We start from the raw sequence: 15,130 nt of genomic DNA, 5'->3' as shown, positions 1-15,130 counted from the left end.
CCAAACGCAAATTTCCGCATGGATTTTTATTTTTTTCCAGGTAATATAATTTTTCTTCGCTTATTATTGTCGCGCACGCATAAGAAAAAAAGGTAATCATCGCGACCTGTCTATATATATAAGCGAATTAATTAAAAGTATCTATAAAAGAAAAAATAGCCTTCCTGCATTTATTGCGGCGGCTTGTTATACCTATGTTCGTTTCTGTGAAGCGCCGTGCCGCAAGGCCTGGCGTGGGTCATCATTAACTTCGGACACAGCAAATTTATGAGCATGAATAATAGCGAAAATAAAACAACCAGCACGAATCCGGCCCGTCAGGCGCACCGTCACATGTCGTGGGGAATGCTGGGGTTTTGCTTATTACTTATCATTTTGAAGTGTTTTAGTTAATTCGGCGAAAAATCTTTCTTATAAAAATAAGACGGGAATAATTTATATACATTATTCAGCTTGCTTCAGGGAGCAAGTCGGTAAATGTTGAGGACGTGTCTGACTCAGTCGGTGAAGGGGAAACAAAAAAATAATCCCCCGGCACTGGACGCGCACCGGGGGGCTTATTCCGGCCTGATTATCCTTTCAAGCCTGGGCCACTGCTACCGTGCAAACTCACTCTTAAATCATTTCACTTTGTGGTCTGCTTTGCAGCCATCCGGCCAGCGCTGCTGCCGTGAGCGCGCGGGAATAAAGATAACCCTGCGCAATATCACATTGCAGATCGCGTAACTGATTACGCTGCTGTTCCGTTTCCACACCTTCGGCAACCACCGTCTGATGCAGACTCTGACCAATTTTGACCACCGTGGTGGCGATGGCTTTCATTTTGCTGCCTTCGCTCAAATCACGCATAAAGCTCTGATCGATTTTCAGTTCGGTCATCGGCAAATGCGCCAGTCGGGACAAGCAAGAGAAACCGGTGCCAAAATCATCCATCGACAACCCAACGCCTAACTCGCGCACGGCACAAATCACTTCCATCGTTTCCGGTCGCTTGTCCATCATCACCCCTTCGGTGATCTCGATGGTCAGGCAACTGGCCGGAATACGGTACTGCCGGAGCAGATACGAAATGTAATTAGGCAGGCTGCTGTTATAGAAATTGATCGGCGACAGATTAACCGACACCACGGGCACCTCAATACCGTTGTTGCGCCATTCCGCCATCTGGCGGCAAGCTTCATGGAGCGTCCAGCGACCAATGGCCTCAATCTCGCCGGTTTCTTCGGCCAGGGCGATAAATTTTCCGGGGGGAATATCGCCAAGAACCGGATCCGTCCAGCGCGCCAGCGCTTCGACTCCATAAAGCTCGCCATTTTTAAGCCAAACCTGCGGCTGATAGTGCAAATGCAGCAGATTACTGGCGATAGCCAGTTTTAATGCCGCCGCCAGTTTTAACCGTTCCTGATCCACCTGATTCATCTCGGTGCTGAAGAACAGGTAGCCGCCGGAGGCCGCCGCTTTCGCCAGATGCGACGCGTGGTTGGCATGCTTGAGCAAACCATCCCGTGAAACGCCATGATCCGGATACAGACTGATACCGGTACTGACGGTCACATTCAACGCCAGATCGGCAATCTTAAACGGCATGCGGAACAGCGCCTGGATTTTCTGCGCGATACTGGTTGCCCGGGTGCTATCGCAATCCGGGATCACCAGCACAAACGCGTCGCTGTCGGCGTGGCTGACAAACCCCTGGCGGGAAAACTCGGTGCGCAGACGCTGCGCGATGGCCACCAGCACGTTATCCCCGGCGGCGTAGCCGAGCGCATCGTTAACGTCTTTAAAATGATCCAGATCGAGGAAGAAGAACGCCGCGCGGGCATGCTCTCCACTGGCCATCATCTGATCGATATACTGATGCAACGCGCTGCGGTTCGGCAGCCCGGTCAGACGGTCAAAGGTTGAAAGTTTAGTGACACGCTCCTGGTCAATATGCACCACAACACGACAAGGTGCGCCTGTATTTCCTGGTCCGTCATAACTGATGGTTGCCGCCAGCGATGTCTCTTCGCCGGTTGCAGTAATGACGGTCAGCGCCTGCTCATTTTCTGCTTCGCAGGACAGCACATCGATAGCGCCAAACAAGGGAATGGTTGACGCCTTACAACCGAGGACCGAAATCCGCGGATAGCCCCATAATTGCTCAGCTGCGCGATTAAAAAAAAACACGGTTTCCGTACTATCAAGTAGTACGACAGCATCGTGAACATTTTCGAGTGCGGCGAGCATATTCTGAGAGCCGAAAATATCATTTTCAGAATGCATAATCGTTTTTCTTAAAGAAGTGTTCGGACACATCCTAATTGAAAGTATTAAAGGGTTCAATATCACACAGCAGCTATATTAATAGAGAATGATGATTTATAGATGGTCTCAATATATAAACATTAATTAATCGCTAAAGAATCCAAAATAATTTCCGATAAAGACAGTGCGCACAAAAATCGAGAAATTATGAATAAATTGTGAAGAATTGATGTCGGGTAATTATTAATAAAAAGTTTAACTAACAATCTTTGTGATAATTTTTACCTCTCACGCCCCGCAACGCCACGCTCCCTGCGGCTTGGACTCGGCTCACAGTAATAAATAAAGCCGGTATTCATAGATATCCTTAATAAGTGTATTCTAATTTATTGATATCGTCACTTGACCTTAACCGCCCGCCACCGACAGTATATAAGGAAATTCTCAAATAAATCGGATGTCTGAAATTTACCTTAACAAAGACATTGGATTTAGATTCCCCGCTTGATAGCGCGGTAAATAGAGAAGACAACCTTGCTTATTATAGCTCGTATTCAACACATCGGGGTCAGGCAAATACTATGTATGATGATTTAGGTTCTTTGGCTGGAAAACTAAAGATGTCCGGTGTCTCTTTCCAGGAAATGAATGAAGAAGATGGTGCCACTATGCAAGCAGTAACCACAACGGCAGTCACCTCAGACGCCAGCGACGAAAAACAAGAAGCGGCAATCACTGAAATTCCGGCGGCCAGCCGCAAGGAAGCCAGCCATGCCAGCGCGCCAGCAGACGTACCGGCTAACACCCTGTCCTGGCCGAAAAGCAAACCGGCGCCGGTCGCTGCACCCAATGCGTTCAGCACACCGGTAAATAACATTATGGAAAGCGTTGCGGCCATCAGCCGTCCGGCGGAATTGGAAGTCCGCGAACGTAATCCGGTGCGGCTGGATATGTTATTTACGGTGATTGGCAAATAATACCGTTCAGCCATGTGGGATCCACACATGGTAATAATCAGCACAATTTTTCATGACCCACTGCAGGTGATGCTATCGGTCTATGGCTAATTTGATGACCGGCAGAATGCGTCATGATTTTTAACAGGTAACCGGAAACATTGTTATGCCGGCGTACCTTTATTATTTTCTGTGCAAGATGATACAAACATGAAAAAAATCATCGGAATTATATTCACGCTGATGTTGTTAGCATTATCCCTGCTGGTGATCATCACCCCCATGGGCAGCGATAAGCAATACCTCTTCGGCCTTAGCGTGATGGCAGCCGTGCTCATTCTTGGTCGAATAAAGGGTAAGAAAGCCGTATTGGCAATGCTCACACTTTCATTGCTAATGTCAACCCGTTATATCTGGTGGCGTGCCACCACGACGCTGCATTTTGACTCCACGCTGGAAATGCTGCTGGGTAGTTTATTGTTTGCTGCTGAAATTTATTCGTGGACGATTTTGCTGTTGGGTTATATTCAAATGGCATGGCCATTAGAGCGCCCTATTGCTCCGTTACCACAGGATAAATCGACATGGCCGACAGTCGATATTTATGTTCCTTCTTATAATGAAAGCCTCGAAGTCGTTCGTGATACCGTTCTTGCGGCGCAGTGCATCGAATATCCGCAAGATAAAGTCAAAGTTTATATTCTCGATGACGGAAAACGCGATGAGTTCCGTGATTTTGCTGCCGAAGCCGGAGTAGGCTATATCACGCGCCCCGATAACAGCCATGCCAAAGCCGGTAACCTGAACCATGCAATGACGGTGACTAACGGCGAGCTGATTTGCGTGTTCGACTGCGACCACGTGGCAACCCGTGTCTTCCTGCAGGCCACCATCGGCGAGTTCTTCCGCGATGACAAACTGGCGCTGATCCAGACGCCGCACCACTTCTATTCCCAGGATCCGTTTGAACGCAACCTGACTGCGGCGAAACGCGTTCCGCACGAAGGCGCGCTGTTCTATGGCCCGGTGCAACAGGGTAACGACAACTGGAACGCCACCTTCTTCTGCGGTTCCTGTGCGGTGATCCGCCGTGCTGCGCTGAACGAAGTGGGAGGGTTTGCGGTTGAAACCGTGACCGAAGATGCGCACACCGCGCTCAAATTGCAGCGTCGTGGCTGGAACACCGCTTTCCTGGATATTCCACTGGCTGCCGGTCTTGCAACAGAACGTCTGGCGCTGCATGTGAACCAGCGTATTCGCTGGGCGCGTGGTATGACGCAGATCTTCCGTATTGATAACCCGTTGCTGGGCCGTGGCCTGAAGCTGACGCAGCGCCTCTGTTATCTCAATGCGATGCTGCACTTCCAGTATGGTCTGCCGCGCGTGGTGTTCCTGACGTCGCCGCTGGTGTTTATGTTGTTTAACCTCAACATTATCTCCTCGTCGGCCACGTTGATTTTTGCCTATGTGCTGCCGCACCTGGTGCTTTCCACCATGGTCAACTCGCGGATCACCGGGCGCTACCGCTATGCGTTCTGGGGTGAAATCTACGAAACGGTGATGGCGTTCCACCTGATCCTGCCCACGTTGTTAAGCCTGATTTCACCGCGATTGGGTAAATTCAACGTGACGGATAAAGGCGATCTGACCGACAAAAACTACTTTGACGCCCATACCGTTCGCCCGCTGATCATCACTACCATTCTGATGGTCGGCAGCATGATCTGGGTTGGCGTTCGCTACTTTATGCATGACTACGCCGGTATTGACCCGCGCGTGATCCTGTTCAACATTGCATGGGGTACCTTCAGTACCATTATTTTGCTGGCCTCCATTGCCGTCGCAAAAGAGACCAAGCAAATCCGCAAAACCATCCGTATTTTCGCGCGTCTGCCGGTGACGATCCACTTTACCGACGGGACACAGATGCAAACCCGCACCTTCGACATCTCTATGGGCGGCGCACGCGTGGCGCTGGTGAAAGGGGAAGATTTAACGCGCAAAACCCCGGTGCAAATCGAGCTGGGACTCAGTGGTGAAATAGCCCATGTGCCAATCCGCGCAGCGGGTATGGGCGTGGGTGATATTCGCCTTGAGTTTGACACCCTGCCGCTGAGCGAACGCCGTAAGCTGGTGCGCGTCGTACTCTCCCGCGCGGATGCCTGGTATCGTCCACCGCATGCGCCTGACCGCCCGCTGGTCTCCTTTATGGGTATTTTGCAGTGCGTGTTTGAACTGTTCTTTGGCCCGAAAAAACGCACCAATGGGTTTAACAGCCAGATGGCCACGGTCGCGAAGAAACAGGAAGAGGTTAAAAATGCGCTTTAACCCCATCGCACTTGCCACACTGCTGGTGTGCTCAGTGAACGGCACGGCCTTTGCGCTCTCAACGGACAGCGATGCGCTGCCGGAGCTGCCGTTGCCGGTTACGTTGCAGGGTTCAACCTCTGTGCAGACCCAGCCGCCTGCGCCGGCTAACGCCAGCAATCAGAACATCGCCAGCACCCTCAGTTTTGGTGATATGGGCGCAACCGGCGGGCTGACGCTCTCCGGTATGCAACTGCAAAACGGCGTCTCCTTTAACCTGCCCGGGGATCTGGTGATCACCGATGCGCATATCAGTCTCAATGTGCAGGTCAACCGTAGCGACGTGAACGGTGAAAACCTGCAACTGATGCTCAACGGTCAGCCGCTGGGCGCGATCCCGCTGGATCAGTTACAGCAGGATAAAGGCTTCTGGAACCTGGATGTGCCGGCGTCAATGATCGCCTCCAGCAACAACCTGAGCTTCCAGTTGAAAACCGGCGACGACATTATCAATAACGTCTGGAGCTGCCAGCGCCCGCTGCCTGCGGATTACAAAGTCACACTGCAACCGGAGTCGACCCTTAATTACCAGGGGCTCTGGCTGAATGTGCGTAAAACGCTGGGGACGTTCCCGCGTCCGTTCTTCGACGTGAAGCAAACCAAAGACCAGGCGGTCAGCATCGCGTACCCGGAAAGCCCGGATGCGGATGTGCTGATGGCGTCCGCCATTGTCGCCTCACAGTTTGGCGCACTGAGCAACGGTCGGCCAAGCCGCTTCGATGTGCAGTACAACGCGCTGCCTGCGGGCAACGGCATCCTGATTGGTAAACCCGGTCAGATGATTGGCGGTGTGACGATCCCACAAAGCAATGGCGCGGCGTTGCAGGTTATCGACAACCCGCAAAACCCGGCTTACAAACTGCTGGTGGTCAGCGGTCATAACGAAATGCAACTGCGCCAGGCTGCCTGGCGTCTGACGCAGCCTGCCCTGCCGGATAGCGACACACTGGATGTTCCGGCGCTGAAAATCGCACAACGCGACGCGTATGACGCTCCTCGCTGGATCAATACCGATCGCCCGGTACCGGTGCGCTCATTGCTCAATGATGAAGGCGCATTGGTCGCTCACGGCGTCTGGCATGGCGAAAACCGTTTGCCGTTCCGCACCGCGCCGGACCTGTTTATGTGGGATGGTTCCGCCATCCCGCTGCGCCTGAATTACAGCTTTGCGCAGAAAAACTGGATTGACGACGAGGAGTCTTTCCTGAACGTCAGCCTGAATGGCGAGTTCCTGAAACGACTGCCGGTGAGCAAAGAAGGTCTGCTGGCGCCGGTGATGTCGATGCTGGGTTTATCGCAGCGTCAGCAAAGCGCGGTGGTGAATATCGATCCGCGCGCCATTCTCGGCAGCAACCAACTGGGCTTCTGGTTTGGTCTGAAAGCGCAGAAGAACGCCCCCTGTAACGCCATGGCGGATGAGAACATCCAGAGCCGTATTGACGGGGACTCGACTCTCGATTTGAGTCGCTCCTGGCACTACGGCAAGCTGCCCAATCTGGCCTGGTTCAGCGGCGCGATGTTCCCGTTCACGCGCAACGCCGACCTGGCCCACACAACGGTATTGATGGCTGCGCATCCGACGGTGGAAGAAGCAACGATGCTGCTCAATCTGATGGCGCAGTCCGGTCGCGATACCGGCGTCACCGCCAATTTCCTGCACCTCTACACCGGCATGCCAGGGCACGATGACGCCCAGCAGCAACTGACCGAGAGCGATGTGCTGGCGATTGGCAACCTGAGCAATAACGAGCAGCTCACCCCGCTCTTACAAGGCAGCGCGTTTACGCTTAATGGCAACAATCTTGAGGTCAACACCACCAGCGCGGTGGGACGTGTGCTGTCGTTGTTGAGCGGCAATCAGCCGCTGACGGATATGGAAGCCGCGGAATACCTCAGCGACAACAACCAGTGGCGCGGTCTGTTGAGCATGCGCTCTCCGTGGAACCCGCAGCGTGTGGTGGTGGTGGCAACCGCCACGGACAACCACCAACTGGCGCAGTTATCTGAGGATATGACGAAGCCGGCATTCCAGTCTGCCGCAGGCGGGGATTTTACCGCCGTCAGCAATACGGGTGATGTCCACAGCTGGCGTGTCAGCGAACAGTTCGTCAGCGGCAATCTGCCTGGCTATCTGCGCGTGCTGTGGTTCGCGAGCGAGCATGTTATCTGGCTGGTGGTGCTTGCCTGCCTGATTGCTGCGGTATCCGGTCCGATGTTGTTTAACTCGCTTCAGCGCCATGCGCGTCAACGCCTGCAGGATAAAACGAAGAAATGAATACGCGTAAACAACTGACGCACGCTTTTTACCTGCTGTGCCTGATTGGCGCCAGCCACCCGGCTGCGGCTGCCGATAGCGCCGACGCGACGGGTAATGATGCAGCAGTAAAAAAACTGTTGGCGCAAGCCAGTTACTGGCACAGCAAAGCCCATGACGATATGGCGATGGAAGCGCTGCAAAAAGTGCTGGCCGCCGATGATAAAAATATCGACGCCATGTACCTGATGGCGCTCTATCACCTGCAACAGGGCAACGTTCAACAGTCTGAGATTTGGCGTAAAAAAATCGCCGATATCTCACCACAGGATCCGCGCCTTAACGCGCTGACCAGCGCCAATACCCTGCGCAATATTCCGCAGGACAAACTCAACGCTGCGCGCCAGTTGGCGCGTCGTGGGCAGATTAAAGAGTCGATTGCCGCATGGCGTGCACTCTTTAACGGCAACCCGCCGCCGGATGACGTGGCGCTGGAGTATTACCAGACGATGGCGGGCGACAGCGCCACCTGGTCAGAAGCGGTGGCGGCTATGCGCCAGCGTGCCAGCATTATGCCGGATGATGTGCCAACCAAAACGGCGCTGGCGATGGCGCTGACCTACCAGGAACAAACGCGCCGGGAAGGGATTAATCAGCTCAGCAGCCTGGCGGCGGATGATAAAAACGCCGATAAGGCCCTGCAACAGGCCTTGTTGTGGCTGGATGCGAAATCGTCCGATCTCCCGGCGTATACCGCATGGGCGCAGCGTCACCCGGAAGACAGCGCACCGATGGATCACTACCGTAAAAGTGTTGAAGGCGATGCTACCAAAGCGGGCTTCGATGCGCTGAACGGCGGTGATTTAGGCAATGCGAAAGATAAGTTTGCCGAAGCGCTGCAAAACCGTGCCAACAACGGGAATGCGCTGGCCGGGATGGGGTACGTGGCGCTGCGGCAGAATAACTTTGCCGATGCGGAAAAATATCTACGCCGCGCCTCGCAAGAGGACACCAATAATACAAACAGCGTGCAGTGGGCGAAAGATGCCGACAACGCCCGTTACTACGGTGCGCTGGCGCAGGCTAAAAACCTGAGTCAGAAAGGCAGCTACGATCAGGCACTGGCCAGTCTCGACAGCAGCGCCACGAACGACGCCAGTCAGCAACAAGCCGCCGATATGCTGCGTGCAGACATCCTGCGTCGTCAGGGCAAATTGCCGCAGTCGGAAGAGGTCTACCGCCGGTTACTGGAGCAACATCCACAGAATACGGATATCCGTACCGGCTTGTGGTGGGTGTTGAAACAGCAAAACAAACAGGCGGAAGCCGACGCCATGTTGCGCACCCTGCCCGCCAACCTGCGTACCCGTTATGCTTCGGTCGGCGACAACGGCGATAACGAACGTAAAGCCGCGCAGGCAGCGTTGCAGGCGGGGAACAGCTCGCGCGCCATGCAAATTCTGCAGGCGGCATCCGCTAAATACCCGCAAAACGTCTGGCTGCAACTGGATTATGCCCGGGCATTGCGTAAAGCCGGGCAGAAGCAACAGGCCAGCACATTGATGACTGGCGTGGCGCAACGTGGCGGCACCAACAAAGAAGCGCTGTACGCCGCAGCGGTGTATGCCGCGGAAGATAGCGACTGGTCACGCGCGCAGAGTCTGCTGGCTCGCCTGCCGCGCAGCAGCTATAGCGCCGACATGACCGAGCTGAGCAACCGCGTACAGATCAACCAGCAACTGGATGTTGCACGTAACTACCTGCGTCTGGGTAACACCACGGCAGCACGCAACTCCTTACAGGCGCTGAAGCGCAACCCGCCGCAAACGCCGGTTGATGTGGGTCGCCTTGCAGAGATGTTGATGCAAAGCGGTGACAACGCAGGCGCGCTGCAACTGGTGCGTGATAGTCAGGCACAAGGGCTGCACGGCTCCGTAGTGGACTACGCCGGGCAGATCCGCGTGCTGAACCAGGCCGGTCAGTTTGCCGAAGCGGAGAGCATTCTCAATGCGCCGGCGCTGCAAAATGGCGCCAGCCAGCAAGAGATCAATGCGATTCGCACCGGCAACCTGATTGCCCGCGCCGATCGCCTGCGTGAGAAAGGCCAGATTGGCAAAGCGTGGAACCTGCTGATGCCGGAATTGCAGGCCAATCCCACCAATACCGATCTGCTGTTATCCGTCGCGCGTGTTTATCAGGCCGATCACATGGATGAGAAAGCCACGGAGATCTACCAGTACGTACTGCGTAAATCCCCGCGCGATAAGCAGGCGCTGACCGGGATTGTTAACCTGGCGCTGGCGCGTGGTAATAACGACGATGCCCGCAAAGCATTCGCGTCGCTGGAACCCAGCCAGGATGCAGATTATATGCTGCTGGCCGCACGCGTGGCGGCAGCCAACGGCGAGAACCAGCGGGCCATGTCACTGCTGCGCACCGCGCAGTGGCGTCTGCAACAAGGTGGTGATGACGACAGCGATGAGCTGAGTTCAGTCATGTCGTTACCTTCACCCACTCGCCAGGCGCAACAAACCGCCATGAGCGGCATCAACACGATGATGCGCGATCTGCAAGAGAAGAGCGCCACCTGGACCAGTGCGGGCGTCTCGCTGCGCAGTCGTGATGGTGAGTCAGGCCTGAGCGCATTAGATGAGATTCAGGCGCCGCTGATCCTGTCCGGCGCGGTGGGCGACAGCACGCGCATCAACCTGAACGTCACGCCAACGGCATTGAACGCCGGCGAGATGTCGGGCGAGTCCGCGAACCGCTTTGGTTCCGGCGCGCTGGAGCACGCGGCAAAACTGGCTGAAGCTGCCGCCAGCACCAGCACGACGACCACCTCGACCAATGCCTCCAGCCAGGGTAGCCAGCAGGCTAACGGCGTGGCGGCAAACCTCAGTCTGAGCGGCGACAACTACAAGCTGGATGTCGGCAGCACGCCGACCGGCGGCGAGTTTACCCGCTTAGTCGGCGGCGTGGAGTGGACCCCGAAACTGACGCAATACAGCTCGCTGAACCTGAAAGCGGAACGCCGTGCGGTCACCGACAGCCTGCTCTCCTATGTGGGGGTGAAAGATAAAAGCACCGGTGAAAGTTGGGGGGGAATCACCCGTAACGGCGTATCCGCGCAGTTCGCGTGGGATAACGATCTGGTTGGCCTCTACACCCGCCTGGGTTTTGATACCTGGGTTGGTACTAACGTGCCGACGAACCACTCGGTCAATGTGCTGGCGGGCAGTTACCTGCGCCCGTGGCGCACCAACGACAGCGAGATGAAGGTCGGGGTCAACGTCAACTATATGAACTTTGACCGTAACCTCAGCTATTACACGCTCGGCCAGGGTGGTTATTTCAGCCCGCAGGATTTTATGGCGGTATCGTTGCCAGTATCACTGACTCGCCATATCAACGACTGGGATATGACGTTGAGCGGCTCCGTGGGTTACCAATCCTACAAACAGGATAAGAGTAACTACTTCCCGGGCCACAATACGCTGCAATCGCAGTTAAACAGTTACGCCAGTTCCGATGACGACGTGGATGCGGTTTACAAAGCCACCTCGAAAAACGGCATTGGTTACACATTGGGCGTGGATGCGCGCTACCACCTCAGCGACAACCTGGCTCTGGGTGCAAACCTGGGGTATGACACCTTCGGCAGTTACAACGAAGGTAAAGCGTTGTTTTATTTCAAATATTACGTCGATCAAAACAAATAAACCGTGGGATACATGATGTTTAGCAATCAGGACACTTATTTACAACGCAACTATCAGGCTGGCTGGCACGATCTGGTGTATCTGTTCTTCAACGAATACACCGAAGGCCGCGGCGATAAAGATCCCGACGCCCTGAGACGTATTGGTCAGATGATGGCCCAGTGGTATCCCATTGATGGCGCGGCCACCGTCAACGAACTGGAAGCGAGCATCAACCGGGTGCTGGAGCTGTTTAACTGGGGCTTCGTGAAGATGGCCCCCGCACAGCGCGAACTGATTCTGCTGCATTGCGCCTGGCCTCATGCGCCGGAATACCGTGATGAAGCGGGCTGGCGTCGCGCCAGTGCCTATGTGCTGGAAGGCGCGTATTCCCAGTGGCTGGTGTCGCAGGGCGCAGGCAATCAGGTGCCGGTGCGCTGGAAAGATAACGCCACTGAAGATGTGCTGATTTTCCGTTACGCCATTGGCGAATAATTTCGCAAGGGCATTTCCACCATATATCAACAATCAGGTGACCATAATGTTTAATGAGATCGTGGTTTCAGGAAGAACACTGGAAATCGAAACAGTTAACCATATGGAGGACAATGCCTTTGTTTCACTGGTTCTCGATACGTCCGGGCGAATTATTTATGCCAGCCAGTTTTTCTACCAGCTCACCGGTTTTAGCCATGACGAGGTGATTGGCCAGGTTTTGTTTCAGTCAGAAGATGAGACAACCGCCATCTCTCTGGCGATGGCCATTACGCTCGCGCAGCAAACCGGTGATAACTGGCAAGGTGAAATATCGCAGAAGAAAAAGAACGGCGAGAGGCTATGGCTCGACACCAGACTGATGCCGCGCCGTGATGATAACGGTGAAATATTCGCATTTATTCTGTTGGGTTTTGATATTACCCGACATATGACGATTCGTGAAAAACTGCATTTTCGCGCGCACAACGATGCATTAACCAAGACTCTGAACCGTCAGGGTTATTATATTCGCAGCCGTAAGAAAATTCGTGCGGCGAATGCGCGTGGCGCACAGATTGTCGTGGCGATCCTCGATCTCGACAATTTTAAAACCATTAACGATGAACTGGGGCATGCGGCGGGAGATGAGGTGTTACGTTGCTTTATTAGCCGGGTTAAGCAATGTATTTCCCGCACGACGTTACTCGGACGGTTAGGCGGCGATGAGTTTGCCCTGACCTATATTGATGGTGTGGATGAACCTATGGGCCGCGGGGTGCTGCAATTAATTGTTGAAGCGACTCGTCAGCCTATGTATTTACAGTACCTGCAACAAACTGTGGAATTATCGGTCAGTATTGGCGTTGCCAGTTATCCTGAACACGGACCGAACTTTTCATCAATATTAAAAGCTGCCGACACCGCCCTTTACCGGGTTAAGGCTAGCGGCGGTGATGATTTTATTAATTATCAGGTTCCAGGCATTAATGAGCCTGGTAGCATTATTAACACCGTTGTGTGTTGATATTTTAACTACTACAAACAGCAATAGTTTTTTCCCAGAGGAAATAAGTATGTTAAAGGCTGTAATCCCAGTGGCAGGCCTCGGTACGCGTATGCTCCCGGCTACCAAGGCTATTCCCAAAGAGATGTTACCGATTGTGGATAAACCGCTTATCCAGTATATCGTGCAGGAATGCTACGCTTGCGGGATCCGTGAAATCGTCCTGGTGACTCACTCGTCCAAAAATGCGATCGAAAACCACTTCGATACCTCTTTTGAACTGGAGTCACTGCTGGAATCTCGCGTGAAAAACCAGCTTCTGGAAGAAGTTCGTACAATTTGCCCGGCTGGCATGAACATCATGCATGTGCGTCAGGGTCACTCAAAAGGCCTGGGTCATGCGGTACTGTGCGCAGAACCGCTGATCGGCGACAACGACTTTGTCGTGTTGCTGCCGGATGTGCTGATCGACGATAGCCAGTGCGACCTCTCTTCAGATAACCTGGCGGCGATGATCAACCGCTTTACCACGACCGGCGCCAGCCAGTTGATGATCGAGCGCGTTAATCATGAAGACGTCTCCCGCTATGGCGTGGTGGACTGCGGTGGCGCAAACGTGGCGGAAGGCCGCTTCGGCCAGGTGCAGGGCATGGTGGAAAAACCGGCCGTCGACGAGGCTCCGTCCGATATGGCGGTGGTTGGGCGTTACGTACTTTCCAAAGAAATTTGGCCGTTGTTGCGCAAAACACCTGTCGGCGCGGGTGGCGAAATCCAACTGACCGATGCCATTGCGATGTTGCTTGAACGCTCACCTGTTGAGGCTTATGCCCTGACTGGCAAGTCTCACGACTGCGGCGACAAAATCGGTTATATGAAAGCGTTTGTGGAGTACGGTCTGCGTCATGGCGCTACCGGTCCGGCGTTCCGCCACTGGTTGCAGCATGAACTGACGTTATCGCCGGTGGCTGAAGTCGTTGACCGTATTGCAGAAGTGGTTTAACGCCTGACGGCGTTTTACCCGGTTAACTGCCATATCTTCACAACAGGAAATCTCATGTTAAGGACCACCTGGCTCATGTCGTGCTTATTGCTTTCGCTGGCCATGACCTCTTTTTCAGCCCGCAGTCAGGACGGCAACTGGGTGCTATTTAAACAGAACTACCTGAGCCAGGATGGCCGCATAGTTGACCATGAAAATGGCGATATCAGCCATTCGGAAGGTCAGGGATATGGCATGTTATTGGCGGTGATGAACGATGATCCCGCCAGTTTTGAGAAAATATGGCGCTGGACGCGTAATACATTATTACGTCCTTCACTTTGGTTATTTTCCTGGCGTTATGATCCACAGCAACAAAAAGTGACTGATGATAATAATGCCAGCGACGGCGATACACTTATTGCCTGGGCATTATTACTGGCCGGGAATAAGTGGCATGACCAGAGTTATCTGACTGCCTCTGAAAATATTCAAGAAGCGCTAATCAATTGTCTGATTATTGAACAAGATACACACACTTTACTGCTGCCAGGTTTAAGTGGATTTACTAAAGATGAAGGCTATATTATTAATCCTTCATACTTTATCTTCCCAGCCTGGGATAGTTTCTGGCAACATCAGCATAATGATATTTGGCTGAAGCTGAAAAAATCGAGCCTGGATTTACTCAATAAAGCGCGTTTTGGTAAAACGCAACTGCCCAGTGACTGGATTTTTGTCAAGAATAATGGTGAAGTCATACCTGCCGATAACTGGCCGGCACGTTTTAGTTATGACGCAATTCGCATCCCGCTGTACTTAAGCTTGAGCGAAACGCAACAACATTCGACGGATAATTTCCGTCATTTTTGGGCAAATTATGCCCGAAACGAAACGCCCGCGTGGGTGGATGTCTCCGGGGAAGGACAGGCGAATTACTCGATGTCTGGCGGCATCCTGGCGGTGCGTGATTTAACGATGGGCGATTACCAGCATATGGATAAGTCCGTGCGTCCGGGAGAGGGATATTATTTGTCCGTACTGCATATGCTGTCGTTATTTGCCGTCACATTAAAAACTGATTAACGGCGCGTCGTCGCCAGCAATACTAAGTTTTGCGCAGGCTCCGTTGGCTCGCGCGCCTTAGCG

Annotated in this window: 9 protein-coding genes; 8 read left to right on the top strand and 1 reads right to left on the bottom strand. The window is 53.5% G+C overall.

Annotated elements, in window-relative coordinates; translation table 11 throughout:
- Positions 1 to 615: 615 nt before the first annotated feature.
- Positions 616 to 2,265: an EAL domain-containing protein gene (locus N7922_RS04525; RefSeq protein ID WP_263099441.1), complete on the bottom strand. Its 1,650-nt coding sequence runs from the start codon at positions 2,263 to 2,265 to the stop codon at positions 616 to 618.
- Between the two features lie 602 nt (positions 2,266 to 2,867).
- Here N7922_RS04525 and N7922_RS04520 point away from each other — a divergent pair.
- The 8 genes from N7922_RS04520 to N7922_RS04485 all read left to right on the top strand — a co-directional run bounded on the left by N7922_RS04520 (position 2,868) and on the right by N7922_RS04485 (position 15,067).
- Positions 2,868 to 3,224 carry a hypothetical protein gene (locus tag N7922_RS04520; protein ID WP_263099440.1) on the top strand — a complete coding sequence of 119 codons (357 nt, stop codon included), beginning with the start codon at positions 2,868 to 2,870 and terminating at the stop codon, positions 3,222 to 3,224.
- Between the two features lie 189 nt (positions 3,225 to 3,413).
- Positions 3,414 to 5,531 (top strand): UDP-forming cellulose synthase catalytic subunit, encoded by a 2,118-nt coding sequence (gene bcsA / locus N7922_RS04515; protein ID WP_263099439.1) that lies wholly within the window; start codon positions 3,414 to 3,416, stop codon positions 5,529 to 5,531.
- Complete coding sequence (locus N7922_RS04510; RefSeq protein WP_263099438.1) at positions 5,521 to 7,845, top strand: cellulose biosynthesis cyclic di-GMP-binding regulatory protein BcsB; 2,325 nt, start codon at positions 5,521 to 5,523, stop codon at positions 7,843 to 7,845. Before bcsA ends, N7922_RS04510 begins: the two co-directional genes overlap by 11 nt.
- Positions 7,842 to 11,543: a cellulose biosynthesis protein BcsC gene (locus tag N7922_RS04505; RefSeq protein WP_263099437.1), complete on the top strand. Its 3,702-nt coding sequence runs from the start codon at positions 7,842 to 7,844 to the stop codon at positions 11,541 to 11,543. The genes N7922_RS04510 and N7922_RS04505 overlap by 4 nt, the downstream gene beginning before the upstream one ends.
- Before the next feature lie 12 nt (positions 11,544 to 11,555).
- Positions 11,556 to 12,017, top strand: coding sequence for a cellulose biosynthesis protein BcsD (gene bcsD / locus N7922_RS04500; protein ID WP_263099436.1), 462 nt, complete (start codon positions 11,556 to 11,558; stop codon positions 12,015 to 12,017).
- The gene (locus N7922_RS04495) at positions 12,007 to 13,023 is read left to right on the top strand and encodes a sensor domain-containing diguanylate cyclase (protein WP_263099435.1); all 1,017 of its coding nucleotides are present in this window, start codon (positions 12,007 to 12,009) and stop codon (positions 13,021 to 13,023) included. The genes bcsD and N7922_RS04495 overlap by 11 nt, the downstream gene beginning before the upstream one ends.
- A 49-nt stretch (positions 13,024 to 13,072) precedes the next feature.
- Complete coding sequence (galU, locus tag N7922_RS04490) at positions 13,073 to 14,002, top strand: UTP--glucose-1-phosphate uridylyltransferase GalU (protein WP_317633849.1); 930 nt, start codon at positions 13,073 to 13,075, stop codon at positions 14,000 to 14,002.
- Between the two features lie 54 nt (positions 14,003 to 14,056).
- On the top strand, positions 14,057 to 15,067 hold the full coding sequence (locus N7922_RS04485; protein ID WP_263099434.1) for a glycosyl hydrolase family 8: 1,011 nt from the start codon (positions 14,057 to 14,059) through the stop codon (positions 15,065 to 15,067).
- Positions 15,068 to 15,130: the final 63 nt, after the last annotated feature.

Origin of the sequence: Kosakonia sp. ML.JS2a (assembly GCF_025642095.1) — a bacterium.
Taxonomy (GTDB): Bacteria; Pseudomonadota; Gammaproteobacteria; order Enterobacterales; family Enterobacteriaceae.
Note: the sequence above shows the minus strand (reverse complement) of the source record. Positions and strands in the feature narration are given on the sequence as shown.

What these genes read in the sequence shown, in the direction of transcription:
- N7922_RS04525 (WP_263099441.1), bottom strand. Translation starts at nt 2,265, where the DNA reads ATGCATTCTGAAAATGATATTTTCGGCTCTCAGAATATGCTCGCCGCA.
- N7922_RS04520 (WP_263099440.1), top strand. Translation starts at nt 2,868, where the DNA reads ATGTCCGGTGTCTCTTTCCAGGAAATGAATGAAGAAGATGGTGCCACT.
- bcsA (WP_263099439.1), top strand. Translation starts at nt 3,414, where the DNA reads ATGAAAAAAATCATCGGAATTATATTCACGCTGATGTTGTTAGCATTA.
- N7922_RS04510 (WP_263099438.1), top strand. Translation starts at nt 5,521, where the DNA reads ATGCGCTTTAACCCCATCGCACTTGCCACACTGCTGGTGTGCTCAGTG.
- N7922_RS04505 (WP_263099437.1), top strand. Translation starts at nt 7,842, where the DNA reads ATGAATACGCGTAAACAACTGACGCACGCTTTTTACCTGCTGTGCCTG.
- bcsD (WP_263099436.1), top strand. Translation starts at nt 11,556, where the DNA reads ATGATGTTTAGCAATCAGGACACTTATTTACAACGCAACTATCAGGCT.
- galU (WP_317633849.1), top strand. Translation starts at nt 13,073, where the DNA reads ATGTTAAAGGCTGTAATCCCAGTGGCAGGCCTCGGTACGCGTATGCTC.
- N7922_RS04485 (WP_263099434.1), top strand. Translation starts at nt 14,057, where the DNA reads ATGTTAAGGACCACCTGGCTCATGTCGTGCTTATTGCTTTCGCTGGCC.